General features: G+C 67.4%; 19 protein-coding genes and 1 riboswitch. Of the genes, 11 read left to right on the top strand and 8 right to left on the bottom strand.

The annotated features are described in order from the left end of the window. Positions 1 to 19 precede the first annotated feature (19 nt). From WKB88_RS16165 to WKB88_RS16200, 8 genes are all read right to left on the bottom strand, one after another. Entirely contained in the window at positions 20 to 1,405 is a 1,386-nt protein-coding gene (locus tag WKB88_RS16165; protein ID WP_341395576.1) for an LLM class flavin-dependent oxidoreductase, read from the bottom strand. After that, positions 1,402 to 2,745, bottom strand: a complete 1,344-nt coding sequence (locus WKB88_RS16170) for an acyl-CoA dehydrogenase family protein (protein WP_341395577.1) — start codon at positions 2,743 to 2,745, stop codon at positions 1,402 to 1,404. Before WKB88_RS16170 ends, WKB88_RS16165 begins: the two co-directional genes overlap by 4 nt. Before the next feature lie 55 nt (positions 2,746 to 2,800). After that, the gene (locus WKB88_RS16175) at positions 2,801 to 4,543 is read right to left on the bottom strand and encodes an ABC transporter ATP-binding protein (RefSeq protein WP_341395578.1); all 1,743 of its coding nucleotides are present in this window, start codon (positions 4,541 to 4,543) and stop codon (positions 2,801 to 2,803) included. 14 nt (positions 4,544 to 4,557) lie between these two features. Further along, positions 4,558 to 5,445 (bottom strand): ABC transporter permease, encoded by an 888-nt coding sequence (locus WKB88_RS16180; RefSeq protein WP_341395579.1) that lies wholly within the window; start codon positions 5,443 to 5,445, stop codon positions 4,558 to 4,560. A 23-nt stretch (positions 5,446 to 5,468) separates the two neighbouring features. Further along, positions 5,469 to 6,428 (bottom strand): ABC transporter permease, encoded by a 960-nt coding sequence (locus tag WKB88_RS16185; protein WP_341395580.1) that lies wholly within the window; start codon positions 6,426 to 6,428, stop codon positions 5,469 to 5,471. A gap of 2 nt (positions 6,429 to 6,430) precedes the next feature. Continuing rightward, on the bottom strand, positions 6,431 to 8,116 hold the full coding sequence (locus WKB88_RS16190) for an ABC transporter substrate-binding protein (protein ID WP_341395581.1): 1,686 nt from the start codon (positions 8,114 to 8,116) through the stop codon (positions 6,431 to 6,433). Between the two features lie 93 nt (positions 8,117 to 8,209). Then, positions 8,210 to 8,298, bottom strand: a riboswitch (SAM riboswitch). Between the two features lie 129 nt (positions 8,299 to 8,427). Then, positions 8,428 to 8,940, bottom strand: coding sequence for a hypothetical protein (locus WKB88_RS16195; RefSeq protein WP_341395582.1), 513 nt, complete (start codon positions 8,938 to 8,940; stop codon positions 8,428 to 8,430). A 715-nt stretch (positions 8,941 to 9,655) separates the two neighbouring features. After that, positions 9,656 to 10,042: a hypothetical protein gene (locus WKB88_RS16200; protein WP_341395583.1), complete on the bottom strand. Its 387-nt coding sequence runs from the start codon at positions 10,040 to 10,042 to the stop codon at positions 9,656 to 9,658. On the opposite strand from WKB88_RS16200, the gene WKB88_RS16205 reads away from it, so the two are divergent. The 11 genes from WKB88_RS16205 to WKB88_RS16255 all read left to right on the top strand — a co-directional run bounded on the left by WKB88_RS16205 (position 10,023) and on the right by WKB88_RS16255 (position 25,690). Then, complete coding sequence (locus tag WKB88_RS16205) at positions 10,023 to 10,400, top strand: excalibur calcium-binding domain-containing protein (RefSeq protein WP_341395584.1); 378 nt, start codon at positions 10,023 to 10,025, stop codon at positions 10,398 to 10,400. The two genes, WKB88_RS16200 and WKB88_RS16205, sit on opposite strands and share 20 nt — an antisense overlap. 317 nt (positions 10,401 to 10,717) lie before the next feature. Next, the gene (locus WKB88_RS16210; protein ID WP_341395585.1) at positions 10,718 to 12,778 is read left to right on the top strand and encodes a hypothetical protein; all 2,061 of its coding nucleotides are present in this window, start codon (positions 10,718 to 10,720) and stop codon (positions 12,776 to 12,778) included. 42 nt (positions 12,779 to 12,820) lie between these two features. Beyond that, positions 12,821 to 14,872, top strand: coding sequence for a zinc ribbon domain-containing protein (locus WKB88_RS16215; protein WP_341395586.1), 2,052 nt, complete (start codon positions 12,821 to 12,823; stop codon positions 14,870 to 14,872). After that, positions 14,872 to 15,918 (top strand): SGNH/GDSL hydrolase family protein, encoded by a 1,047-nt coding sequence (locus WKB88_RS16220; RefSeq protein ID WP_341395587.1) that lies wholly within the window; start codon positions 14,872 to 14,874, stop codon positions 15,916 to 15,918. The genes WKB88_RS16215 and WKB88_RS16220 overlap by 1 nt, the downstream gene beginning before the upstream one ends. A 215-nt stretch (positions 15,919 to 16,133) precedes the next feature. After that, positions 16,134 to 17,501 (top strand): hypothetical protein, encoded by a 1,368-nt coding sequence (locus WKB88_RS16225; RefSeq protein ID WP_341395588.1) that lies wholly within the window; start codon positions 16,134 to 16,136, stop codon positions 17,499 to 17,501. Between the two features lie 3 nt (positions 17,502 to 17,504). Next, entirely contained in the window at positions 17,505 to 18,773 is a 1,269-nt protein-coding gene (locus WKB88_RS16230) for a zinc ribbon domain-containing protein (RefSeq protein ID WP_341395589.1), read from the top strand. A gap of 189 nt (positions 18,774 to 18,962) precedes the next feature. Further along, positions 18,963 to 21,125 carry a zinc ribbon domain-containing protein gene (locus tag WKB88_RS16235; protein ID WP_341395590.1) on the top strand — a complete coding sequence of 721 codons (2,163 nt, stop codon included), beginning with the start codon at positions 18,963 to 18,965 and terminating at the stop codon, positions 21,123 to 21,125. Positions 21,126 to 21,289: 164 nt separating this feature from the next. After that, the gene (locus tag WKB88_RS16240; RefSeq protein WP_341395591.1) at positions 21,290 to 22,255 is read left to right on the top strand and encodes a D-2-hydroxyacid dehydrogenase; all 966 of its coding nucleotides are present in this window, start codon (positions 21,290 to 21,292) and stop codon (positions 22,253 to 22,255) included. Positions 22,256 to 22,347: 92 nt separating this feature from the next. Beyond that, positions 22,348 to 23,385 carry an NAD(P)-dependent alcohol dehydrogenase gene (locus WKB88_RS16245; protein WP_341395592.1) on the top strand — a complete coding sequence of 346 codons (1,038 nt, stop codon included), beginning with the start codon at positions 22,348 to 22,350 and terminating at the stop codon, positions 23,383 to 23,385. After that, entirely contained in the window at positions 23,382 to 24,068 is a 687-nt protein-coding gene (locus tag WKB88_RS16250; protein WP_341395593.1) for a hypothetical protein, read from the top strand. Before WKB88_RS16245 ends, WKB88_RS16250 begins: the two co-directional genes overlap by 4 nt. A gap of 44 nt (positions 24,069 to 24,112) precedes the next feature. Beyond that, on the top strand, positions 24,113 to 25,690 hold the full coding sequence (locus WKB88_RS16255) for a GMC family oxidoreductase (protein WP_341395604.1): 1,578 nt from the start codon (positions 24,113 to 24,115) through the stop codon (positions 25,688 to 25,690). Positions 25,691 to 25,694: the final 4 nt, after the last annotated feature.

Consider the following 25,694-nt stretch of genomic DNA (forward strand, 5'->3'; position numbering starts at 1 on the left):
GCCGGGACCGGCCCGCCGGCTAGACCTCCACCGAAGAAAACGCCCCGCGGTACTTCGCGCCCGGATGCCGGGACGGCAGCCGCGCATCGCCGTCGAACAGCTTCTCCCGCAGCGTGCCGGGACGGTACTCCGTCTGGGCGAGGCCGCGGCGCCGCAGCTCCGGCAGCACGCCGTCGATGAAGTCCGCGTAGGATCCGGGCAGGATCTGGTTGATGATGTTGATGCCGTCCACACCGGCGTCCTGCCAGGCCTCCAGCTGGTCCGCGATCTGCTCCGGAGTTCCGGCGATCTGCTGGTTGTAGGCACGGTAGCGGGCGACGTCGGCAATGGTCGGATTCCCGCCGGGCACCGATGCGAACAGCGCCTCCAGCACGCCGCGGGCGCCGTCGGTCCGCAGATCGCCCAGCGTGGTGCCCAGCGGCAGGCCGCCGAGGTCGACGCCGATGCCGCCGCCGATGTGCGCGACGATCGCGTCCAGGTCCAGATACTCGTCGTACTCGGCCTGCTTCGCCTTCACCTCGGCCTCGGTGGAACCGACCACAAAGGACAGTCCCGCAAAGAACTTGATGTCCTCGTTGCGCCGGCCGAGACCGCGGGCCAGCGCCCGGACGGAATCGGTGGTTTTCTTCGCGTAGGCGGTGTGCGGAGCGAAGATGAACACGGCCTCGGCGTTGGCGGCGGCGAACTGCTGCCCGCGCCCGGAGCTGCCGGCCTGAAACAGCACCGGAGTGCCCTGCGGGGAGGGCGCGGACAGGTGCGGCCCGTCCACTGAGTAGCGCGGACCGCGGTGCAGGATCTTGTGCACCCGCGCCGGATCGGCATGAATCCCGGAGGCCTTGTCCTGAACCAGAGCGCCGTCGTCCCAGGAGCCCTCCCACAGCTTGTAGCAAACCTCGAGATACTCGTCGGCCCAGTCGTAGCGGCTGTCATGCTCGGCCAGGCCGTCGCCGCCGAAGTTCCGGTGAGCGTTTTCCAGCACGCTGGTCACGATGTTCCACGCCACCCGGCCGCCGCTCAGATGATCCAGCGTGGACAGCTGCCGGGCGAACTGGAACGGATGCGCCTGCACCACCGAACTGGTCAGCGCCAGGCCCAGATGTTCGGTCCGCGCGGCCAGCGCCGACTGCAGCACCAGCGGATCATTCGCCGGCACCTGCAGGCCGCGCTCCACATGGGAGGCCCAGCCGCCGTCGTGATTGCCGTAGAGCCCGACGACGTCGGCCAGGAACAGTGCGTCGAACTTCGCCGCTTCCAGCCGGGCGGCCAGATCGGTCCACAGCCCGAGCTCGTTGAAGCGGTGCTGCTGCGCCTCCGGGTGGCGCCACAGGCCGCCGAGGATGTGGCTGGTGGTGTTCATGGCGAAGGCGCTCAGCAGCAGTCGCGGGCGTTGCGTGAAAGTTGTCATGAGGAAGTCACTCCGGAGGTGGAAGGGGCAGCGGACTGCGGTGCGGTGGACGACGACGCGTCGGATGTTGAGGGCACAGCGGACGACGACGGGGCGTCACCGATGCTGTGCAGGCCGGTGGGGATGGTGCCGTTGACCAGGTAGTCGCCTACGGACCGGGCCTTGAACGCGCTCGGGTTGTGGGTGGCGACGGTGCGGGCGTTGCGCCAGTGCCGGTCCAGGCCCTTGCCGCGGCTGACGGCGGAGGCTCCGGTGACGTCGAACAGGGCGCTCGCGGCGTCCAGCACCAGGCCGGGCACCGCCACGTGGGCCTGCTGCACGGCCAGCTCGGCGCGCAGGAACGCCTCCTCGGGTGAAAGCCCCAGGGAAGGGTCGGCCGCGGCGTCCAGGTCGCGGGCCGCTGCGGTGACCACGGCCTCGGCGGTGTACACCTTGGCGGCGAGCCGGCCGACGTGTTCCTGAATAATCGGATCGTTGCGGAACAGCTCACCGGAGCCGGTGTTGAAGGTGCGGGTGCGGGACTGCACCAGTTCCACGGCGTCGCGCAGGGCTGCCCGGCCGATCCCGGCGAGGACGGCCAGCAGGAACAGCTGGAAAAACGCGGGTTCCAGGGTGCTGGTGACCTGGCGCTGCAGGATGTTCCCCGGTTCCACCGGAACGTCCTCAAACACGGCGGTGCCGGTGCCGGTGAGCGGCTGCCCGAAGCCGTCCCAGTCATCCGCGATGCTCACCTCCGGGGCGTCGGCGGGCACGACGGCGTACTGCCGTCCTTCCACCCCGGCGGTGCTGGCCATGACCACCACCCAGTCCGCGAAGATGCTGCCGGTGGTGTAGTACTTTTCCCCGTGCAGCAGCCACCGGCCGTCCTCCTGCCGCAGCGTGGTGGAAGTGGTGCCCAGAACGTTGCCGGAGCGCTCGGTGGCGGCGTTGCCGAAGATCTGCCCGGCCAGGATCCGCGGAAACCAGAGCTCCCGGAAGGCGGCCGGCTGCAGGGCGGCGGTCTCGCCGAACGCGAAGTGGGAGCGCAGCAGGTGCGCCACATTCGAGTCCGCTGCGGCGAGTTCGATCAGCAGCCGGAACAGGTGTTCGGCACTGACCGGGTCTCCGCCGTGCTCGGCCGGCACGCGCAGCGCGGTGAAGCCGGAGTCCTTGAGCCAGCCCACCTGCTCGAACGGCAGGGTCCGGGACTGTTCGCGGTCCAGGGCTCCGGCGGCAATGCGGTCAAAGACCGGACGGAACCGGGCGGCGAGGTCCGCGTACCGGGCCTCGCCGGTGACGGGAGGGGTGTCGGGACGGGTGTCGGTTCGGTGGTCCAGGGGAAGGGTGCTGGTGCTGGTCATGCGGTTCCTTTCGGAAGGGAAGAGTGCAGGAAGAGAGACGGAGGAAGGAAACTGTTCAGACCCGGGAAGGAGCAGGATTTAGGGAAGGGGCCAGATTCCGGGATGCGGCGAGGTCGCGGAGCCGGTGGCCGGGGTTGGCAGCGAGGAGGCGCCGGGTGTACTCGCTGGCCGGATTGGCGAAGATCGCCGCTGTGGGCCCGGTTTCGACCAGCTGCCCGCGGTGCATGACGCCGACGTCGTCGGAGACCTGTTCCACCACGTGCAGGTCATGGGAAATGAACAGGTAGGACAGGCCGAGCTCCTCCTGCAATGACTTCAGCAGCTCCAGGACCTGTGCCTGGGTGAGGACATCCAGGGCGCTCAGGGCCTCGTCGAGGACCAGCGTCCGGGCGCCCGGTGCCAGCGCGCGGGCGATGGCCACCCGCTGCCGCTGGCCGCCGGACAGCTCCATCGGCCGGCTCCGTCCCAGGCGGGCGGGCAGATTGACCTGCTCCAGCAGCTCGGCCACCCGCGCCTTCTGCTCGGCCTGGGACCCCATCCGGTAGCTGCGCAGCGGTTCGCCGATGATGTCCTCGACGCTCAGCCGCGGATCCAGCGCGGTGTCCGGATTCTGGTAGACCAGCTGCAGGCTGCGCCAGAGCTCCCGCCGTGCCTTTCCCGCGGTGGCGGTGACGTCCTCGCCGGCAATCCGGATGGTGCCGCCGGTGGGATCCAGCAGCCGCAGGATCAGCCGGGCGGTGGTGGATTTGCCGGAGCCGGATTCCCCGACGAGCGCGAAGGTGGTGCCGGCGCGGACCGCGAAGGACACTCCGTCCACGGCCCGGCGTTCGGTGCCGGTGCGGGAAAAGACTTTGGCCAGGTTGTGGACTTCCAGTGCGGGAACGCCGGACGACGACGGCGGCAGGGCGGGTGGTTCGTCTGCCCGGTGCCCGGGGGAGGCCCCCGCGAGCAGCTGCACGGTGTACGGGTCCTCGGGCCGGGTCAGGATGTCCAGCACCGGGCGGTCCTCGCGGATGCGGCCGCTGTTCATCACGACCACCCGCGAGGCGTAGTCGGTGGCGACGGCCAGGTCATGCGTGACAAAGAGGACGGCGGTTCCGTAGGTGGTGGCAAGCCGCCCGAAGACCTCCAGCACGCGGCTTTGCACCGTGACGTCCAGGGCCGAGGTCGGTTCGTCGGCAATGAGCAGGTCCGGCTGCAGGGCGAAGGCGATGGCGATGAGGACCCGCTGCTTCAGCCCGCCGGAGAGTTCATGCGGATACTGGCGCATGCGTTCTTCCGGGCGGTCGATGCCGACGAGTTCCAGCAGCCGGATAACCTCCCCGCGCAGTTCCGCCCGGGTGAGCCGTTTTCCGCGGGGTACGGCCTCGGGGTGCAGGCGGAAGATCTCGGCAACCTGGGTTCCGATGGTTTTCACCGGGTCCAGGGAGGCTCCGGGATCCTGAGGAACCAGACCGATCCGGCGGCCGCGCAGCCGCCGGAAGCCGCCGTCGGCAAGGCCGGTCAGGTCCTGGCCGTCGAAGGTGATGGTCCCGGCGGTGATGCGCCCGGTATCCGGCAGCAGCCCGATGATGGCCTTGGCCAGAGTGGATTTTCCGGACCCGGATTCGCCGACGATTGCGACCACTTCGCCGCGGTTCACCTCGAGGTCGACGCCGGCGGCCGCCGGGGCGGCAGTGTTGCCGGAGCGGGAAAGGGCGCGGCCGTACTCGATGGTCAGGCCGCGCACCGAGAGCAGGGAGCGCACAGGAGAGTCAGCGGCGGACGGGAGGGAGGATGGTCCTGTGGAGGAGTTCATGCGGGATTCCTTTCTCAGAACCGGAAGCTCTTGAGCAGTTGCCGGCCGAGGGCGGCCAGCAGGACCACGGCGGCGACAATGACGAGGCCGGGCAGGGTGGTCATCCACCAGGCGGTGCCCAGATACTGGCGGCCCTCGGCAATCAGCAGCCCCCATTCAGGCTCGGGCGGAGGTGCGCCGAAGCCGAGGAAACCCAGCGACGAGACCACGAGGATGGCTGCACCCAAATCCACGGCGACGAGTGAGAGCACCGGGCCGGCGGCGTTGGGCAGCAGGTGCCGGCGCAGCACGGTCCAGTAGGTGCCGCCGGTGAGGAAGGCAGCCTCGACAAACTCCAGGTTCCGCACCCGCAGGACCTCGGCCCGGACCACCCGGGCGAAGGAGGCGATGACGGCGATGCCCACCCCCAGGCCCAGGGACACTGGCCCCGGGGCGGACGCCGTGACGATGATCAGCGCGATCAGGAAGCCCGGAACGGCGAGCAGGACATCGACCAGACGCATGGTGACGGCGTCAGCGGCGCGTCCGCCGGTGGCAGCGAGGACTCCGATTCCGGTTCCGGCCACGAGTCCGATCAGCACGGCCAGGCCGGCGGTCAGGAAGGTCTGCGACGTTCCGTGCACCACGCGGGCAAACACGTCCCGACCCAGGTGGTCGGTGCCGAACCAGTGCTCGAAAGTGGGGGCCTGGAACTTCTCCTGCGGGATCCCGCTGATCGGATCCTGTCCGGTGAAGAGCCCGGGAAAGAGCGCCGCCGCGGCGATCAGCAGCACCGGCAGCAGGGTCAGGGCGAGGGCGGGACGGAAACCCGGCCGCCGTCGTCGTCGTGCCGGTGCGGCGGGCGGGTCTGCTGCACCGGGCGCAACGTCGCCGGGTGCTGCGGAAGGGGAAAGCAAAGTCATGGGAAGTCCTCGGGAGAGCGGTGTCAGGAGGCCAAAGCGGGGGCTGAACCCTGCCTGGCGTCTTTGAGGATGCGCGGATCCAGCAGGGGGTGCAGCAGATCCACGAGGAGGTTGACGGCCACAAACACCGTGGCCGTGAGCAGCACCAGGCCCTGGACCAGGGGCACGTCCTGGGTGGTGACCGCTTGCAGGACCACCGAGCCGAGGCCGGCGCGGGCAAACACGGTTTCGGTGATCACGGATCCCGCGAACAGCGTGCCCACGGTGATGCCCAGGATGGACAGGGCGGGTCCGGCGGCGTTCTGAAGCGCGTGGCGGCAGAAGATCCAGGCCGGAGAAGCGCCTTTGGCCCGGAGCACGTCAATGAACGGCTGCCGGTAAACCTGCTCCACGCTCTTGAGCAGCACCTGCGCCATGGGCGCCGAGACATGGACGGCGAGCACGAGCACCGGGACGGCGAGGGACAGGAAGGACCCGTCGGGGAACAGCGGCAGCAGGCCCAGCCGGATGGAGAGCAGCTCCAAGAGCACGAGCCCCAGCCAGAACACCGGTACGGCGGAAAACAGCGGCGGCAGGTTCGCCAAAGCCCGCCGCAGCACCGGCCACGGTGCCAGGGTGGCCGCCGCGACCACGGCCAGGGCAATGACGACGGCGGTCGCCAGCGCCGAGCCGGCCAGCGCGAGGGTGGAACCGAGGGCTCCGCCGATGCGCTCGGTCACCGGTTCGCCCGAGGTCAGGGAGTAGCCGACGTCGCCGCCCAGCAGCGCTGCCAGCTGCGCCAGGTACTGGATGAGCAGCGGCTGGTCGTAGCCGTACTGGGCTTTCATGGTGTCGATCGCGGCCTGGTCCACCGCGGAATCGGAGGTCAGGAAGATGGTGACCGGATCACTGGGCAGCAGCTGCACGGCGAGGAAAATCAGGGTGTAGGCGAGCCAGACCACCAGCAGGGCCTGCCCGATCCGGTGCGCCAGATAGCGGGCCATGCTTAGCCGTCCGCTTTCCAGGCGCTCTGGAAGATGGGCGCCGTGCCGGAGGTGAAGTCAATGTGGGTGTTGCGGTGCGCGCCGTAGACCTGGACTTCGTCCCAGAGGACCAGGGAGAAGGCCTTGTCCACCACGAGCGCCTGCTGTTCCGCCGCCAGGACCTCGTCCCGTTCCGGGCCCGGGGCCGCGGCGCGCTCGGCGGCGAACAGGGCGTTCAGCTCCGGGTCCGAGGTGTGCGTCATGGTGTTGTTGGCCGGTTCGAAGATGGGACCGAGTCCGGCGTAGATGAACTGGCGGGTGCCGAAGAATTCCACCTTGGGATCGGGCATGGCCGTGGTGAGGAAGGTGTTGTCGCCGGCACGGTTGTTCAGCTTCACGCCGATCTGCCGCCACTGCTGCTCGATCAGTTCGAAGGCCGGTTTGATGACCACTGAGTTGTTGGAGCTGGTGACGGTGACCTCGAGTTTCTCGCCGTCCTTCTCGCGGATGCCGTCGCTGCCTTCCTGCCAGCCGGCGTCGTCCAGCAGCTGCTGGGCTTTCTCCGGGTTGTAGGCCAGGTCAGCGCTCAGGTCCACGAATCCGGGGGCCTGGTGGTTCAGGACCGACGCCGCCAGAGTGTAGCTCTCGGAGAGCACCGTGTCCTTGATGGTCTGCCGGTCGATGCCCGCCTGCAGGGCCTGCCGCACGGCGGGATCGGCCAGCTTTCCGCTGCCGGTCCGCACGGCTCCCATGTTCACCGTGAGGTCCACGCCGTCGGCCGCGAGCACCTGGTTGCCGCTGGATGCCAGTGCGGCCTCGTCCACCGGCTGCAGGCCGCGGACCAGATCTACCTGGCCGGACTGCACGGCGCCGGCGCGGTGCGCGACCTCGGGCAGGTATTTGATGACCACCTTGTCCAGGTGGGCCTCGCCCGGGTTCTCCGCCCCGTCCGGAGCCCAGGCGTAGCCGTCCCGCTTGGCGAGCACGACTTCCTCATCGGGCTTTTCGGATTCGTAGACGAAGGGCCCGGAGCCGGAAATGGACGAGATGGCCGACTGCCCGGCCGCGTCCTTCTGCAATGTGGCCGGGGAGACGAGTCCGGCAGTGACGGAGGAGGTGGCGCGCAGGAAGTTGGAGTTCGGGGCGTTCAACGTGACCACCACCTGGTCCGTGCCGGTTACTTCGCTGGTTTGGTAGCCGGCGAAGTCCACGTTCGGCTGGATCTGGGCGGCGGGAAGGCCCAGGCCAAAGCTGTCCAGGTTGGCCTTCACCGCCGCGGCGTCCAGCGGGGTGCCGTCGCTGAACGTGACGCCGGGGCGGATGGTGAAGGTGAATTCGGTGCTGTCGGCGTTGGCCGAGAAGGCCGAGGCGATCCAGGGAACCAGCTCACCCTTCTCCGGATCAAAGTAGGTCAGCCGGTCCAGCACCGAGTTCAGCACGTTGGATTTCTCGTAAAACCGCGCGGCCTGGGTCTGCCAGTTGTTGATGGGGGTGACCTCGGCGTACACCAGCGTGCCGCCGTCGACCGGTTCACCGGACGTACCCGCTGGGGCGTTGGCGCCTGCTGTCTGGGAACCGGATCCGCAGGCAGACAGGGTCAGTGCCGCCGCGGCCAGGAGCGCCGCGACCCGCAGGGGAGTGCGGGAAGCAACCGAGGTGCGGGAGGTGCGGGCCGCAAATATGCGGGGGGATCGGGGGGAGTCGTGCATGGGATCCTCTCGGGTCGCACCGAGGAACACGGCATTCGAGCACGCAGGAGCCGCTGCTGCACAGCTCTGCAGCTAGGGCCCAACGGGGAAGTGAGTCCATCGGTCCTGGCATGAGCACCGGCCCCGAAGGGTGGTTGCTGCGGCGTCAACGAGCCAGGTCTCTCAGCCGCTCTGGATGGGAAATGTCCGGATTCGAGAAGCGGACACCACCATGGAAGCTTGGCGGAGGCCGCCCGGGCAAGAGAATGACGCCGCGTTGCCGCAAACTCCGCAGCGTGACGTCATGCGTCTCTTCCTGCGTCACACAGGTGTCATAAACGTCCGCGGAGCAGGCGGTTCGGCCGGCGCGACGGCGTGCGGGCGGGCTTGGCGGCGGACCGTTCCCCGGGTGCCCGGTAACGCACGCGCCGCCCGGCGTCGCTGAGCAGTTTCACGCCGTCGACCATTGTTTCGCGCAGTTCCATCAGTGCGAACTGGTACCGCTCCGGCGCCCGGGAGGAATCACGGAGGTAGCGGGTGCAGGCTGCGGACATGCGCATCAGCACATCGGTGTTGGCGGATCCGCTGCGCAGATGGGCGAGGGTTTCGATCATGCGCTCGCGTGCATCCAGCACGGTGGCGCGGCAGCGTTCCTCGTCGCCGGCGCCCTGGATCACCTGCGGTTCGATCGGGGCCAGCGGACGCTTCAGGTGCAGATCCGTGACGAGTGCGTTCAGGGCCGCATTTTCGTCGCGGCGGTCAATGCCTGCCCGGATGCTCCAGCCGGCGGCGGTTCCCAGAACGAGCGCCGCGAGGGCCAGGAGGGACACTGCCAGCCAGTCCATACAAGACCTCCGGAAGAAGCGTTCTTCTACGGTACCCGGCGGGGCTGACCGGAGGACAGGGCTGCGGCCCGTTCCCGGCTTGCGGGCGGGCAGTTAGCGGCTAGCCCTCAGGATCCTGACAACTGCGGCAGCCCAGCCGTAAGCCCTTTCTGGTGATACGGACCCGACATGTCCGCATCGCCGCTGCACCCGCGCTTTTTTCGGACCTAGCGTGAAGTATCCCGAGCGGAGGAGAAGCAGATGGCAATGACGATAGACCTGGCCCGCGCCGTGCACCGCGAACGCTTGGCGGAAGCCGAATCCAGACGCAGGTGGCGGGAGGCGCGGCGCGTGGCCAGAGAACGAGACGCCGCGGCAAGAGACACCGGAGAAAGAGATACCGGAGAGCGAAAGGCAAAGCCGGAGCCGGCCCGCGGGCCCGCGGTCGAATGGCCGGTCTTTACGCTGCGGATCGGGCGTTTCCAACTGGTGGGCTTTCGGACCGTGCGGCTGTAAAACCGTGCGGCTGTAAAAAAGGGCCTTCGGCGGTAGCGGGCACTGCGGCTAGGTTCGGGACTGTATGACGGTCAAACGTCCTGCACAGGCACTGTTACTCTATGGCTGATGCAATTGCATCTAAAAATGTTGCTAACGTCCCGGGGGATCCTTTGCTATTTCGACCTATACAGTCCTGCCCAAAATCGGCCAAGGGCGGCAGATCGGAACAGCATCGGCGTCAGCGGGCTCTCGCGGTTGCCGGCCTGACAGCGGTGGTCCTGGCCGTCGCGGGTTGCGGAACCGAAGAGGCGGAACCTGCTGCGGCTTCCTCCTCCCCGTCCGCAACCAGGAGCGCAACCCCGACTCCGACTCCTTCGGCGACTTCCACGGTCGTCGCCGGTAAGCCGTGCTTCGGAGCCGGTAAGACCGAGACCGTGAGGACCGCGGCCAGCCCCAGCCCGACGCCGTCGTCGTCGGCCTCGGCGTCGCGGGTTCCCACCAAGTCCCCCTCGCCTTCGGCCACCAGCACTCCCACGCCGTCATTCTCGTCCAGCACATCGGTGGTCTTTGTCTGCACCGAGGACGACGACGGCGCCTTGATCTGGATGGACAAGGACAGTTCCACCCGGATCCTCGCGGACCGGCAGGCGGCAGCGGACCAGAAGGAAGCTGACGAGCGGGCAGCCGCAGAGGCAGCAGAAGCGCAGCGCATCGCCGATGACCAGGCGCTAGCCGATGCCCAGGCTGCTGAGGCCCAGCGCCTGGCCGATGAGCAGGCGGCGCAGCAGTACATTCCCCCGGAGCCTCCCGCCCCGGCTCCGGTCCCGGCCCCCGCGCCCGCCCCGGCTCCTGCACCGCCCGCGCCGGCCTACTACCCGAACTGCACGGCAGCCCGCAACGCCGGAGCGGCGCCGGTTTACATCGGCAGCCCCGGCTACGGCACGCATCTGGACCGGGACGGCGACGGCGTCGGCTGCGAGTAGCGGCCCCTGACCAGACGGCCGGAGCAGCCGTGGGTGCGGTGAAGGGGCAGGCCAGTCCTATACCTTCACCGCACCTTCCGTCCCCTGATGAACTGCCGCTGCAGGATGAAGCAGCAGATAATTCCGGGAACGGCCGACGGCTTTAATGAGCACAAGGTTAATTAGTGCAAGGCACTGCAAATTGGCAGCGTTATTGGCAGGGATTTATTCCTGCACCCGCATGCTAGGCTCCTCCCTGTAAGAGTGTTGTTTTATCGGGGGATAGCTACACTCGCATTCCCCTGTTTTTCGGGGGAAAAACTTTGTCCAGTTTCTGCATGTCCTGCGGCGCCAAGCTCCAGCCGGAATGGAAATTCTGCGGTTCATGCCGCGAACCTGTTCCCCGCGATGATGCCGCCCCGAGCGGGCCCGCTGTCCGGGAGACCGGGACCGCAGCGGTCACCGGGCATCAGACGCCCGCCGCCGGTTCTGCCGCCGCCGGTCCCGCCGCCGCCGACACCGCCGACGGATTCAAGAAACCCAGCCGCAGGGTCATCATCAGCGTCGGCGTGCTCCTGACCCTGGCCGCGGCCGGCATCGGCGGCTACTTCTACGTCCAGAATATGATCCGCGGCGGCGCCGGTTCGGCCGAATCCGCCGCCGAGAAGCTGATCGAGGCCGTGGAGGACAAAGACCTGGTGGGCGTTTTCACCATGGTGCCCCCGCAGGAACGCGATGCCTTGCAGCGTGTCCGGGAAGCCGCCGAAGAGCAGGCCGAAGACCACGGCGTCATGGACGCTTTCGCGAAGGTTTCCGACGGCGATTCCGGCGGGGAGAACGGGATGGACCTTTCCCTGGACGGCATCGACATCAGCCTCGGCGGCGCGCAGCCCGTCGTGACGGAAATTGATGAGCACCTGGCCATGGTCAATTTCAGCAGCGGAGAACTGCGGGTGCAGATTGATCCCGATCAGACCACAGGCGCCATCCGGAGCGCCTTCGAAGCCGGCGGGGATATGGACGCCGTCGACGAATCCACCCCCTTTGCCTCCATGGGCGTCAACAACTCGGGCCTGACCCTGATGGCCACGGAATCAGACGGGCGCTGGTACATCAGCCCGCTCTACTCCGGCCTGGAATTCTCCCAGCAGTTCACGAGCAGCTCCCGGGGATACGTCCCGGGTGAGCCGGCGCCCGGCAGCGACAGCCCCGGCGACGCCGCCCGCAACGCCGTGTCGGTGCTTCCGCAGCTGGTCTCCGGCGGCAGCGTCATGCCGCTGGCTCCGTACCTTTCCAGCTATGAGGCCAACGCCCTGCATTACTACGGCGGGCTGATCGACGGTGTCCTGGGCGGTTCCTCCGGCAGCGGCGAGTTCCTCCTGGGCGAGGTGTCCTTCCGCGACGGCGATAAGGACGGCAACCGGACCAAGGCCGTAATGGAAAAAGTCACGGTGGAAAACGAGTACGGCGACCGGTTCACCCTGACCTCCAACTGCGTCATGGAGGACGGCGAGGAACAGATGTGCTCCAACGGTTCCGGCTACGGACTGCGGTACGGCGGCTCTCCGGAACCGGACGGCCTGAGCCTGCTGAACTCCTCAACGGAGTGGAGCCTCACCACGGTCAAGGAAGACGGCAAATACAAGGTCAGCCTGCTGGATTCCGCCGCAGACTGGGCCGTGGGCTGGGTCCGGTCGCTGAGCAGGGAACAGGCGCTGGCGCTGATGGACCTAGCCCGCAGCGAAGACTCCTCGGGGGAACTGTCCATCGGCGAGGAAACCGACGTGGCTTTCAACTCCGCCGGCTACGCGGTGAAAACGGTGAAGCTGCAGGAGAAGCAGCGTCTTGAGATCCTGGGCAATTACGGCCGGGCCCACGTGTACCCGGCCGGAAGCGGAGCGCGGCTGGTGACGCTCGGCGGCAACGCCGATCCTGCGGAGCTGGAGGCGGGCGAGTACAAACTGGTCATCTTTGCCGGCAACGACTGGAGTGAGAAGTTCGCCGACGAAGGCAGCGGCGTGCAGTATTCGGAGGCGGTGAAGGTCTCGAAATACGTCAGCCCGCCCCGGATTGAAGGCTCGGACTACGACTACAGCGGCAGCATCTACACCGAATACAACCGGAACTCCACTGACGAAGTTGAGCTGCAGGTGCCCGAGGGCAACAACGTTGAACTCGTCGTCACCATTACCGATCTGTATTCCAGCGGCTCGAATTCCACGGGAGTCCTCATTCTCACCCTCGACGGAAACCGGTACCAGGTGCCGGTCACAGGGGCCGACGTCGAACAGGTCATTCCCTACCCCGCAGGTTCCGAAACCCAGATTATGGGTCTGGAGCTGGACATGGGCGGCAAATACGGGTCCGTCAGTTATTCACTTGAATTTGTTCGTAAATAGGCCGCGGCCTGCGATCGACATCCATCACAAAAGGGAAGTGTTATGAAATTCTGCGTTCAATGCGGACAACAGCTGGCACCGGAAGCACGCTTTTGCGTCAGCTGCGGTACGCCGGCGCCATCCGGCGATACGACGACGGCGGCGGCTTCCGCAGCCGGGGCGCCGACCCGGGCGGAGGCCCTGCGGCAGCCTGAATTTGCTGCTGCCGGTGCCGTCCATGAGGGCGGACACGGGCACGGCACGGCCGGCGGCGCTTCGGAGACGCAACCGGCTCCGGCCGCAGCACCACAGAAGTCCAACGGGGCATTTGCCGGCATTCCGGTGAGTGACTATGTCCGGGACGGCATTGCCGCCCTGGCGCTGATCATCTCGCTGTTCATGGTCTGGATGATCGACGGCGATTCGGTCTTCGGCTACGGCTCCTACGAGGAGTCCCGTGCGGGCACCCGTGTGGACGTCATCCTGATCACCCTGGTCAGCCTGCTGTCGCTGAGCATCAGCTACATCTGGCGCGCCGGCGTCTTCGGGCCCAGCGTCGGCTACCGCAAGATCCAGGACCTGAAGCTCCTGGCCAACATTCCGTACTTCCTTTTGGTGCTGGTTTACGTAGCCCTGCACCTGATCACGTCCCGAACCTTTGAGCAGAGCTCCTTTGGCACGCTCGGTCCGGCCATGGCCTTCGGCCTGGCCGGAGCTGTGCTGGCGGCGCAGCCGCGGCGCGGGGAAATTGCTCCCGGAAACGTTGACGAGTCCCGCAACCAGCGCTGGATTTACGTCAGCTTCGGTGTTGCGGCGCTGGCAGCCGCGGTGGCCCTGGTCCAGATCATCCGGTACTGGGTGGCCATGGGCGATGCCGGTTCCGGTACCACCGGCTGGGGAATCCTGGCCACCGTGATGGCCCTGGCCAGCGCAGCCGTCCTGGTCTTCATCGCACTGCAGGTTCACAAGCGTTCGGACCGTTGGCGTTCAGCGGGCGTGGTCCTGGCCTTCGGCGCTGCGTTCCTTTCACTGGTGGCACTCTTTGAAGACCAGACGCTGCTGAACCTGAGCCTCAACTCCATCTCTCCCGGGTTCTCCCTGATGTTCTGGATGGCCTTCGGGGCGGCCGTTTCCGCACCGTCCATTGCCCGCCTCACTGAAGGCTCGGCCGTGGCACCGACCGATCCCCGCAGCCGGCTGCAGCCGTGGCTGCTCCTGGCCGCCGGGTTCAGCGCCGTCCTCACCATCGGTGCGGCGATTGGCCTGATCACCGAAGTCACCAGCGACTACTCCGACGGCTATGTTCCTGAGGTCCTCGCCCTGTTCTTCGGACTGCTGCTGACTGCGGGCGCTGTGGTGACTCTGCGGTTGATGGCCAAGGAGCCCCGCTCCGCCTACATCATCCCCACCGGCTACGCCGGGCTGCTGTTTGTTCTGGGCCTGGTGCTCATGATCGTCTGGGCCGTTCAGCATGAGGGCCACCTCGGCGCGGTCATCATGCTGCTGGCGTTCGTGGTTCCCGCAGCCATCCTTTCGGTTCTGTGGCTGCCGCGGGCTTCCCGTGAACATTTCAGGTCCCTGCCCGGCGGCAACGCCTCCGGAACGTCCGGCTTCACTTTTGCCGGTGCTCCCGCAGCGCAGCCCGCGCAGGCGCCGGTACAGCCGGCCGGCCAGACGCAGCCGGTTCAGCACGCTCCCCAGCAGGCACAGACCCAGCCGGCTCAGGCCGAGCACTCTCCCCAGCCGGCTCAGGCCGAGCACTCTCCCCAGCCGGCTCAGGCCGACTCCGGGGTCCAGTCCGAGGCGAAAGCTCAGCCTGACGTCAAGGCCGGGACCGCAGCCAAGGCGGAAACCCCCGCTGCAGCAGCCGAAGAGCACCAGCCCGGGCACACCGACGGGGCGGTAGCGCAGGCTGCCGATGCCGCCGGTTCGGAGCTGATGACTGAAGCGGCAAATCCGCAGACACCGCTGGCCCGTCTGCAGGAACTGGCGGCCAACCATCCGCAGACCCGCCCCGCCGTGGCGGCCAACCCGTCCACCTACCCGGCACTGCTGACCTGGCTTGGCCAGCTGGGTGACCCCGCAGTGGACCAGGCACTGGCCCAGCGCAGCTGATGAAAAAGCTGGCGGCCGGCGTGCTTCTGGCAGGGATGTTTTTGACGGGTTGCTCGCCCGTCCCTGCCGCTGAAGACAGCACGCCGTCCGCCGGCCGCGGCCCGCAGCAAACAACGGCAACACCGCACACGACGGCAACCTCCTACCCGCCGGCTCCGCCTGCGCCGGCTGCCGAGGCCGGCGACAGACTGGCACCGCTTATCGGCGCCAAAGCGGGGAGGGCCGCGCATGTGGTCCTGCTCGGGGACTCCTTTGCATCCGGTGAAGGCGCCGGCTCCTATGAACCGGTCGACGGCGTCGCGGAGAGTCGCTGCCACCGCAGCTCGGAGTCGCTGGCAGCGGCCGCAGCGGGAACCCGAGCGGACGGCTCAGCCATTGTTCTCCACAACTTCGCGTGCTCCCGCGCGCGCATCTCCGCACTGGAATCAACGCAGCCGGTGGAGGGGCACGGCTCCGGGGGAGTGCCGGCGCAGCTGGAGCAGACGGCAGGAATCCGTCCGGATCTTGTCCTGCTCTATCTGGGCGGCAACGATCTGGGTTTCGCGGACCTGCTGCAGGCGTGCATCGCCGATACAGCTCCGTGCGGCCAGGACCCGGGACTTCGGGAGGACACCGAGCAAAGGCTGCACCAGCTGCGTCCCGAACTCGAGGACATGTACCGGAAGCTGGGCGCTGCTGTCCGCTCCCCGGTGCTCGTTCTGCCCTATCCGCGGATGTTCGACGCCGGTGCGGGGGACTGCGGGCGGCTGACCGGCGGGGAACAGGCTTTCGGGCTGGAGGTGACCGACGCCTTGAACGGGACGATCGAGCAGTCGGTGCTGGGAGCCGGGCTTCCGAACGTGCGGTACGTCGATGCCTTGGAAGACTCCTTTGCCCGGCGGGGTGCCTGCAGCACGGATCCGCTGGTCACGACGGCCCGCATCGGACCGCTCCTGGGTGCAGCGGCCTCCGCTGCCGCATCCCAGGAAATACTGCATCCCACCGCGGAAGGCTACCGGGTTCTGACTGCGGACCTCCTGCAGTGGCTGGAAGAACATCCGGCCTAGCGCCGGCGACGCGGCGAACCGCAGCTTGAGACAACGCTTTGATCCATTGGAAGGAAAACATGAAGTGTTCAGCATGCGGGGAACCGCAGGAGTCCGGAGTCAGCTTCTGCACTAACTGCGGGACGGCGGCCCCAGCGGCATCAGCGGCTGCCCCGCCGCCGCCACCGGCAGCACCCGCACCTCCCGGGCCTCCCGCCCGGCACGATCCGCAGCCGGTGCCGCAGCCCGGAATGCAGGGCGATCCGAAGTCTTCGAAAAAACGCCGGACCCCGCTTATAGTCGCCGGGTCCGTCATCCTGGCGGCGGCGCTGGCTGCCGGCGTCTATGTGTGGGAACCCTGGAATGACCAGACGGAAGCAGCCGGGGCTGTGCCGTCGCCGTCATCCTCCGCTTCAGCGTCCGCCAAGGCCAGCCCCAGCTCTACGGCCAAGTCCACCCCGAGCGCCTCTCCGAGCGGTTCAGCCAGCGCATCGCCGTCGTCGGGTTCCTCGGCAGCGGCCAAGGCAACGGACAGCATTCCGCTCTCCGGCTTCAACCCGTCGACGTCCGAAGTCCGCGACGGCATGGTGGTGTACCGGACGTCCAACGGGGTTTCCGCCCACGTCCCGGGCGAATCCATAGCGCGTACGTACCCGCTGCCCGCGGCGCCGTCCGGCCAAGAAGTATCCGGCAGCACCCTCGACATCATCGGCACCGGCGAAGCACCGAAGCTGGCAGCTCTGGTGGAAATCCGCACCCCGGCCTCCGGGCTGGACCCGGAGCAGTACGCAACGGTGCTGCGCACCTATGACGACAAAAAGACGGCGCCGCTGGCGGAAGCACCAGTCACGGGAACCGAGCACGACGACTTCCACGAGCTGACCCTGCACGGAAGCAGCGACGGTTCGATCGCACTGGAAAGCGAGTCGTACAGCGAGCCGTCGGTGCGGTTCTTCAACGCCGCGCTCGAGCAGGTCGGCGAAGGCGCCGGGCTGTTCACCGCGCACCACGGCACGACGGTGATTCTGTCCGACCGGAACGACGACTGCCTGATCTCGGCCTGGAGCACCGCTACGGGCGCCAAGCTGTGGGAAAACAACTACGGCACGGTGACGTACCCGAGCTGTTCGGCGGCGCTGGACGCCGGCGGCCTCACGGTGGCGGTGAACGGCAACGAAGACTTCGTTGCCGTCGTCGACCCGGCCAGCGGAGCACTGCGCACCCAGCTCACCGGCGCCCAAAGCGTGAAGTTCGATTCGGCCGGACCGCTGGCGGTTGTCGAGTATGGAACCTCCGATGCCACCCTGCCGGCGCTGCGCGTCTATGACACCACCACCTGGGCCTCCACCCTGGAGGTGACCAGCGAACAGGGCGAGGCACTGAACCTGCAGACGCTGTATCTGTTCGGCTCCAAGCTCTACATCGAAAACACCGACGAGCAGCCGGTCCTGGATGCCCTGACCGGTGAAAAGCTGGCGGCCGACTGGAAGGTGCGGCCCGCCGGGGCCGTCAGCGCCGACTGGACCCTCGTGACCGATGAGAGCGACGGAACGTACTCCCTTGAAGCCAATGACAACGGCATCTATCCGGGACCGTGGTGGTAACCGATGAATCCTGAAACAAACACACCGGGGCAGTTCTGCGCCCGCTGCGGCCAGCAGCTGCCCGCCGCCGCACGGTTCTGCCGGGCCTGCGGCGCTCCGGCGGAGACTCTTCCGCCGGAGACCGATTCCTCGCCGGCCACGGAGGCTTTTGCAGCCACGGAGGCCTTCCCGGCGGCGCAGACTCCCGCAGCTCCGGCGCCGCCCGCTGCACCGGAGACCATCACGGCATGGGCCGCAGACGTTACCGGGGAACCGGAGCAGGCCTGGACCGACGGCGGCACCGGCACCGACGACGACGACGACGAGAAGCAGCGCCGGTCGCCCTGGCTGGTGACCGCCATGATTGCGGCAGTTGTTCTGGTGCTCGGCGCCGGTGCCTACTTTGGCTACGGATACCTCACCTCCGGCGACGAACCCGGTTCGCACCAGGCGGTTGCCACCCGGCAACCCTCGCCGTCCGCGGCTTCGGCCACGGCAGCTCCCACCCCCGCCGAAACGCCACCGGCAAAGGCCACGGCTTCGGCCTCGCCGTCGTCGTCGTCGTCACCAACTTCCTCCCCGCGGCCGACGGCGACAGCCGGTCCGCCGTCCGGAAACACCGGAAGCTACGGGGCCGCGGGATGGGACACCGGGGCGCTGAACGCCGCGTACTGCCAGCACGACGGCGAATTTGTCACCGTGGCGGACTCACCCAAATTCCAGGGCATCATCTGCATGCGCAACGGAGGCATGGTCTACCGCGGCCTGGACAAGAGCAACGGGCTGACGATGAGCACCGGAGCCCAGAAAACTCCCACCGGCTATGCCGGGGTGCTGGGCAACACCCGTTACGAGATCAGCCCGGCGGCCTTCACGATTACCCTGAACGGCGACGTGATCGCCAGCGACAAGGTCACCACCTACGTCACGCCGGACCAGGACCCGTTCCGGCCCGGAGACCTGGGCCTGGCGAAGCCGATCGACTATCCGCAGTGCGACGGTTCAGCCGCCGTGCTGCTGGTGAGCAGCTTCGGTGCGGCGAACGCTGCCGCGGAGATCAAAGTGCAGCTTGAGCAGCACCCCGGCGCGCGATATCTGCGCACCGACCTGTCCTGCGACGGGTTCAACCGGACCTCCGATGACCGCGGAAACCGGGAGCCGATTTATGCCGCCTATCTGCCGGCGGGCAGTGACACTGCGTCGGTCTGCGCGATGGCGGAGGCGAATGGAACGTACGCGGTATGGCTGCAGAACGGTTTTACCCCCGAAGAGAGCCGGGTCAATTGTCCGTAGGGTAATTCGGGCCGAAGTCCGGACCGGCGGTTGATGGGAGAGAGCAGGCGCAGGCGTCATTATGCCCGTGCCTGCTTTTCCCGGCTTAAAGGGGCGGCCCTTTCGCATGTTAGAATCCGGTAATTGCGTTGTTATTTCCGGGGGGATATTGCATTGCATTACCTCCCCGTGTAGATCTTGGGGGAATAAATGAATTACTGCATGTCCTGCGGCACTGCGCTGCAGCCTGAATGGCGTTTCTGCGGCAACTGCCGGCGCCCCGTTGGCGAAGGCGGAGAGCAGCAGGGCTCCGCGGCCGCTGAGCCGCCTGCGGGCAGCCAGCCTGGTCCGCAAAACCCCACCCCTGAGAACTCCACCGAGCAGGACCAGCAGTCTCAGAACCCCACCCAGCAGCCTCAGCCGCAGCCCGGTGCAGCCGTACCCGGTGGGCCAGGCAACGGCCCCGGTGGCACCGGCGGACAGCCCGGCCCCGGCGATGACGGCTCGGGGGACGGCACCGACGGCACCGACGGACCGCGGAAGAAGGCCAGCCGCAAGACACTCGTCCTGGCGACGCTCGCCGTCGTCCTGGTGGTGGCCGGCGTGGGCGCCTTCCTCTTCATCCAGAACATCATCCGCGGCGGCGCCGGTTCACCCGGGCAGGTTGCCGAAAAGCTGATGGAGTCGGTGGAAGCCAAGGACGGCGTTGCCCTGGCCACCATGGTTGCTCCGGCGGAGCGCGACTCCCTCAACCGGCTGCGTGAAGGCCTCACCGAGAAAGTCGAGGAGTTCGGCATCCTTGAGGCGGCCAACAAGGTTGGCGAAGACCTTGAGGACGTGGACGACGACATCAGCTTCGACGGCATCACCGTGACGTTCGAGAATGTGGAGCCGAAGGTCACCGAGGTTGATGACCAGCTGGCCGTCCTGGCTTTTGACTCCGGCAGCGTCCGGGTCCAGGTGGATCCGGAGCAGACCACCGGTGCCGTCCGTTCAGCGCTGGAAGCAGCTGACGAGATGGAAAAGATCGACGAGACCACCGAGTTCTCCGAGCTGGGAATCGACGGCGATCCGCTGCTGATGGCGGCCGTCAAGGACAACGGTCGCTGGTACCTCAGCCCGCTCTACACCGGTCTGGAACTGATTACCCAGTCCACGGGCAACGAGCGCGGCACCCTGCCCGAGGGTGTTGACGGCAGCGGCTCGCCGGCGGAAGCCGTGCAGGCGCTGATCGGAGCAGTGCCGGGCATTGTGCAGAGCGGCAAGATCACCGACGTGGGCAACTACCTCGTCAGCTACGAAGGCAACGCCGTCCACTACTACGGGCGTGCGCTGGATGATGCCGCGGGCGGCGGATCCAACATCGACCTGAAGCTGACCGCCAATACGTTCAAGGACGCGGAACAGGACGGCGACCGCGGCCGCGCCACTGTGGAAACCCTGGAAGCGGAGGTGGAAGGGGACAAGCTGCGGGTGACCTCCGACTGCATCGAACTCGACGGCTCGGATGAAATGTGCCGCGGGAAGTCCGGGTACGTCATGCTCGAGGGCAATGTCGACGGCGAAGCCGTGGTGCGTGCCCTTCCGCCGCTGGGAATGTCCACCGTGAAGGAAGACGGCGACTGGAAGGTCAGCCTCATGGACACCACCACCGACTGGACACTGCAGTGGCTCGATTCCATCACCCGCGAGCAGGCACTGGCCATGCTGGACCTGGCCCGCAGCGAGGACGCCGCCGGAACCATGACGGTGGGCGAGGAAACCGACCTGAAATTCAACTCCGCCGGGTACGCCGTCATGAAGCTGGAGCTGGACGAGGCCATGATCCTGGACAGCACCGATGACTACAGTGCCCTGACGGTCTACTCGCCGGACGGCAAGGAAACCATCACCTCTGCGGACAGCTACCTGCGGGAAGAAACCCCCGCCGGAGAGTACAAAGTGGTGATTTACGCCGGTGACGAGTGGGCCGAGAAGTTCGCCGAAAACGGCAACGACGTGCAGTACTCGACCTCGATGACCCTCGAGGGAGTTGTCGAGGATCCGACGATCAACGGTTACCCCGGGGAAGAATACGGCTACCTCACGCTCGACGAATACCCCGGACCCACGGAAGAGATCACCGTCGAGGTCCCCAAGGGCAACGACGTGCAGCTGGTGCTCGAGGCCATGGGCAGCTTCTCCGAATGGGACAAGCCGGGCAGCCTGGTGGCAACGCTGGACGGCAAGGAGTACACCGTCGCCGTCGGCAACGATCCGGAAGAACTCGCTATCCCCGTTCCGGATGACGGGAAGGAACACATCCTGAAACTGGAACTGGTCAAGGGAACGGGCAGCGGCAGCGAAGTCGACTACACGCTCACCTTCGAATAAGCTGCCCGGCCCCGCAGCGGAGTTCCAGCAGAGTTCCAGCGGGGCCCAGCAGCACCATAAGCACAAAACAAACGGAACCGGCCGGCGCATGACGCGACGGCCGGTTCTTTTGTTCTGCCGCTGCATTGTCCGATGGCCAGGTGTTCTCTCGCTAGGCTGGGGGCATGAAATCCCAGCCCGTCATCGCCGTCCTTGCCGGAAACCGTCCCCTCGTGGGCCTGGAAGAGCTGCAGCGGGAGGCTGAAGTCCGCGTGACCGCCGACGCCGGGCTGGCCGAAGCACTGGCCGGAGCCGACATCCTTTACCTCTGGGATTATTTTGCCGACGGCGTCCGGCGGGCCTGGCCGGCAGCGGACTCCCTCCGCTGGATCCACGTTCCGGCGGCCGGAGTGGACAAGCTGATGTTCCCTGAACTGGTGGCTTCGGACGTGGTGCTCACCAACGCGCGGGGCATCTTTGACCGGCCGATGGCCGAGCACGTCCTGGCGGCCATGTTCCACTTCGCCAAGGACTTTGGCCACGCTTCAGCCCAGCAGCGGCAGCGGCAGTGGCGCCACTATGCCACCGCAGACCTGGCCGGCGCTTCCGCGCTGGTGGTCGGGACCGGCAGCATTGGCCGGTGCACCGCCCGGCTGCTGGCCGCCGTCGGCCTGCGCGTGGACGGCATGGGCCGCACCGCCCGCAGCGGAGACGGGGACTTCGGCACCATCCATGCCGGCACTGATCTCACCGCCGTGGCGGGCGCCTACGACTACGTGATCCTGGCGGCTCCGCTGACGCCGGACACGCGCGGAATGCTCAGCCGGGAGGTCCTCGCCGCCATGAAGCCGACGGCGGTCCTCATCAACGTGGGCCGCGGCGCCCTCGCGAACGAGGCGGCGCTGGAGGAAGCCCTGCGCAGCGGCGCCCTCGCCGGAGCGGCCCTGGATGTGTTTGAGACCGAACCGCTCCCGGAGCACAGCGGACTCTGGGAGCTGGAGAACGTGCTGATCACTCCACACCTGTCCGGAGATTCGCAGAACCAGCTCCCGGCGCTGGCCCGCCAGTTCGCGGATAACCTGGCAGCGTTCAAGGCCGGGCGGCCGCTGGCCAACGTGGTGGACAAGCAGCTGGGCTTCGTTCCGTCCTGACCGGGGAACCCGGCACCGTTGACCCGTACGCCGCTCCGGATAAGACTGGGGGTCCGAGTGCTGACGGAATTCAAGGGAGAAGGAAGTGCGGCGTGAAAGCTGTCCGGGTGCACCGCTACGGCGAGGATCCGCAGATCGATGAAGTGCCCGAGCCGGAAATCACCGGTCCGTGGGACGTGATTGTGGACGTCGGCGCCGCCGGGCTCTGCCGCACCGACCTGCACGTGATCGAGGGCCAGTGGGACGCGATCCAGCATCCCCGGCTGCCCTACATCCTGGGCCATGAAAACGCCGGGTGGGTGCGTGAAGTAGGCTCCGCCGTCGTCAACGTGGCCCCCGGCGACACCGTGATCATGCACCCGCTGGTGACCTGCGGACTGTGCCCGCCGTGCCGTGCCGGGGAAGATTCGCACTGCGAAAACGCCGTGTTCCCCGGTCTTAACGCTGACGGCGGGATGGCCGAGCAGCTCAAGACCAACGCCCGGGCCGTCGTGAAACTCGATCCGTCCCTGCAGCCGGCGGACATCGCCGCCCTCGCCGACGCCGGGCTCACCGCCTATCACGCAGTCCGCAAGGCGGCGCCGCTGCTGTTCCCCGGCACCGAGGCCGTGGTGATCGGCGCCGGCGGGCTGGGCCACATTGGCGTGCAGTCCCTGAAGGCACTCACCGCCGCAAACATCACCGTCATTGACACTTCCGAGGCAGCCCTGGAACTGGCCGGCGCGCTGGGCGCGGACACGGTGCTGCGCAGCCCCGACACCGCAGCCGTCCTGGAAGCCACCGGAGGCGGGGCGCACGTCGTGTTCGACTTTGTCGGCGAACACGGCACCGAAGCGCAGGGCGTGGCCATGCTCCGCAACCGGGGCAGCTACTACTCGATCGGCTACGGCGGTGAAATCCGAATTCCCACCATTGAGCTGATTTCCCGGGAGATCTCCGTGGTGGGAAACCTGGTGGGCACTTACCAGGACCTGGTGGAACTGATGACTTTGACCGCCGCCGGGGACATCACCCTGCACACCACCGCCTACGACCTCGAAGACGCTGTCCAGGCCATGCACGACCTCGACGCCGGCAAGCTCACCGGCCGCGCCATCCTCATCCCGCCGGCAGCAGGAAGGACATCATGACGTACCCCGCCAAATATCCCACCCTCAACGAAACCAATCTGACCCCCGAAGCGAGGGCCATCCTGCAGCGGATCATCCGGACCGCCTTTCCGCATCCGGACTTCCCCGATGCCGCGTATGAGCGGATGACCGACCGCATCGTCACCGAAGCTGATGCGTCCACCTGGTTCCGGGTTGTCCTGACCCAGGGACTGATCGCCCTGGGAGCGCAGTCCGAGGAGCCGTTCCTGGAACTCTCCGACGAACGCGCGCTGGCGGTGCTGCGCAGGGTTTCCGACCTGGAGTTTTTTGGCTTCATCCGCCGCACCACCGTCCTGAACCTCTATGACGACCCGCAGGTGTGGGAGGTGCTGGGCTACGAAGGTCCCTCCTTCGATAAGGGCGGCTACCTCAACCGCGGCTTCGATGACCTGGACTGGCTGCCGACCCCGCGGATCGAAGCACCCGAGGGCTACGTACCTGACACCGGCCCGCTGCCGTACCCGGTGTCCCGGCCCGGGCAGCGTCCGGCGGCAGGTGCACCCGGCGCCGGCGGCAGCGAAGCCACTGCCGGGAACGCGGACAGTGCGCCGGACCGCGACGCCGCAGCAGGCCCGGCAGCGGCGCGGGCGGCAGGACCGGCACCGGATTCCGGCACCGGGGCGCAGGCACCCCGGCAGCACGGAGGAGGAGGAGCGGCATGAGCGGACAAATATCGAGTTTTCAGCCCGGCGGGTCCGCGGACCCCATGGCGGCGTCGGCGCACTTTGACCTCGACGACGAGTCCGTCGTCGTCATCATTGGCTCCGGTGCCGGCGGCGGCACCCTCGCCCATGAACTGGTGGAGAAGGGCATCCGCGTGGTGCTGCTCGAGGCCGGGCCGTTCCTGACCAACTCGGATTACGTGAACAATGAGTGGGAAGCATTCAACCAGATGGCCTGGCTGGATCCGCGCACCACCTCCGGCAGCTGGCGGATCGCCCGGGACTTCCCGAACCTGCCGGCCTGGATTGTCAAAGCCGTGGGCGGAACCACCACGCACTGGTCCGGAGCCACCCCGCGGTTCAAGCCGCACGAATTTGTTTCCCGGACCGTCTACGGGCGGATCGACGGCGCCAACCTGCTGGACTGGCCGCTGACGCTGGAGGACCTCGAGCCGTACTACGACCGCGCGGAACGGAAGATGGGGTCCACCCACGTCCACGGCCGTCCGCCGCTGCCGGCGAACAACAACTACAAGGTGTTCGCCAACGGTGCGGAGAAGCTCGGCTACCGGCATTTTGCCACCGGCCCTTACGCGACGAACGCGGAGCCCTACGACGGCAGGCCGGCCTCGGTGCAGGACGGCTTCAACTTCCAGGGCGACAAGTCCGGCGCCAAATGGTCCACTTTGGTGTCGGAAATCCCGAAGTCATTGAAGACCGGCCGCCTGGACCTGCGTCCGGAGAGCCAGGCCGTGCAGATCACCCACACCCCCGAGGGCAGGGTGGACGGGGTGGTGTACGCCGATGCCGACGGGCAGCTGCACCACCAAAAGGCGCGGGTGGTGGCGGTGGCCGGCAACGCGATCGAAACTCCGCGGCTGCTGCTGCTCTCGGGTTCGCCGCTGTTTCCGGACGGGCTGGCGAACTCCTCGGGCCAGGTGGGCCGGAACTACATGCGCCACACCACCGGGTCGGTCTACGCGCAGTTCGAATCCCCGGTGCATATGTACCGCGGGGAGACCATGGCTGGGCTGATCGCCGACGAATCCCGGCACGACACCGACCGCGGGTTTGCCGGCGGCTACTACATGGAGACCATCTCGCTGGGCCCGGCGTTCCTGGCGTCCTTTGTGGATCCCGGTGCGTGGGGCCCGGGGTTCGCGGCGATCCTGGACGGCTACCGGCGCACGGCGGGGATGTGGATCGTGGGGGAGGACATGCCGCAGGAAACCAACCGGGTCACGCTGAACACCACGGTGACGGACCCGCTGGGACTGCCGGTGCCGAACGTGCACTTCGACGACCACCCCAACGACGTCGCGATGCGCGAACACGGGTACGGGCAGGGTCAGGCCCTGTACGAGGCGGTGGGGTCGACGTCGGCGGTGCGGACGCCGCCGTACCCCTCCACCCACAACCTGGGCACCGCGCGGATGAGCACCCGCCCCGAAGACGGGGTCTGCAACGGATTCGGCCAGACCCACGACGTGCCGAACCTGTTCATTTCCGACGGCTCGGCATTCACCACCGGCGCCGCGGCCAACCCCACGCTGACGATCGTGGCGCTGGCCATCCGGCAGGCCGAGTACCTGGCGGCGCAGATGGCGCTCGGCGAGATCTGAGGGC

Origin of the sequence: Arthrobacter sp. G119Y2 (assembly GCF_038069765.1) — a bacterium.
Lineage (GTDB): Bacteria > Actinomycetota > Actinomycetes > Actinomycetales > Micrococcaceae > Arthrobacter_B.

Excerpts from the sequence above, each read along its gene's own strand:
- WKB88_RS16165 (WP_341395576.1), bottom strand. The coding sequence starts at position 1,405 with ATGACAACTTTCACGCAACGCCCGCGACTGCTGCTGAGCGCCTTCGCC.
- WKB88_RS16170 (WP_341395577.1), bottom strand. The coding sequence starts at position 2,745 with ATGACCAGCACCAGCACCCTTCCCCTGGACCACCGAACCGACACCCGT.
- WKB88_RS16175 (WP_341395578.1), bottom strand. The coding sequence starts at position 4,543 with ATGAACTCCTCCACAGGACCATCCTCCCTCCCGTCCGCCGCTGACTCT.
- WKB88_RS16180 (WP_341395579.1), bottom strand. The coding sequence starts at position 5,445 with ATGACTTTGCTTTCCCCTTCCGCAGCACCCGGCGACGTTGCGCCCGGT.
- WKB88_RS16185 (WP_341395580.1), bottom strand. The coding sequence starts at position 6,428 with ATGGCCCGCTATCTGGCGCACCGGATCGGGCAGGCCCTGCTGGTGGTC.
- WKB88_RS16190 (WP_341395581.1), bottom strand. The coding sequence starts at position 8,116 with ATGCACGACTCCCCCCGATCCCCCCGCATATTTGCGGCCCGCACCTCC.
- WKB88_RS16195 (WP_341395582.1), bottom strand. The coding sequence starts at position 8,940 with ATGGACTGGCTGGCAGTGTCCCTCCTGGCCCTCGCGGCGCTCGTTCTG.
- WKB88_RS16205 (WP_341395584.1), top strand. The coding sequence starts at position 10,023 with ATGGACAAGGACAGTTCCACCCGGATCCTCGCGGACCGGCAGGCGGCA.
- WKB88_RS16210 (WP_341395585.1), top strand. The coding sequence starts at position 10,718 with ATGTCCTGCGGCGCCAAGCTCCAGCCGGAATGGAAATTCTGCGGTTCA.
- WKB88_RS16215 (WP_341395586.1), top strand. The coding sequence starts at position 12,821 with ATGAAATTCTGCGTTCAATGCGGACAACAGCTGGCACCGGAAGCACGC.
- WKB88_RS16220 (WP_341395587.1), top strand. The coding sequence starts at position 14,872 with ATGAAAAAGCTGGCGGCCGGCGTGCTTCTGGCAGGGATGTTTTTGACG.
- WKB88_RS16230 (WP_341395589.1), top strand. The coding sequence starts at position 17,505 with ATGAATCCTGAAACAAACACACCGGGGCAGTTCTGCGCCCGCTGCGGC.
- WKB88_RS16235 (WP_341395590.1), top strand. The coding sequence starts at position 18,963 with ATGAATTACTGCATGTCCTGCGGCACTGCGCTGCAGCCTGAATGGCGT.
- WKB88_RS16240 (WP_341395591.1), top strand. The coding sequence starts at position 21,290 with ATGAAATCCCAGCCCGTCATCGCCGTCCTTGCCGGAAACCGTCCCCTC.
- WKB88_RS16250 (WP_341395593.1), top strand. The coding sequence starts at position 23,382 with ATGACGTACCCCGCCAAATATCCCACCCTCAACGAAACCAATCTGACC.
- WKB88_RS16255 (WP_341395604.1), top strand. The coding sequence starts at position 24,113 with ATGGCGGCGTCGGCGCACTTTGACCTCGACGACGAGTCCGTCGTCGTC.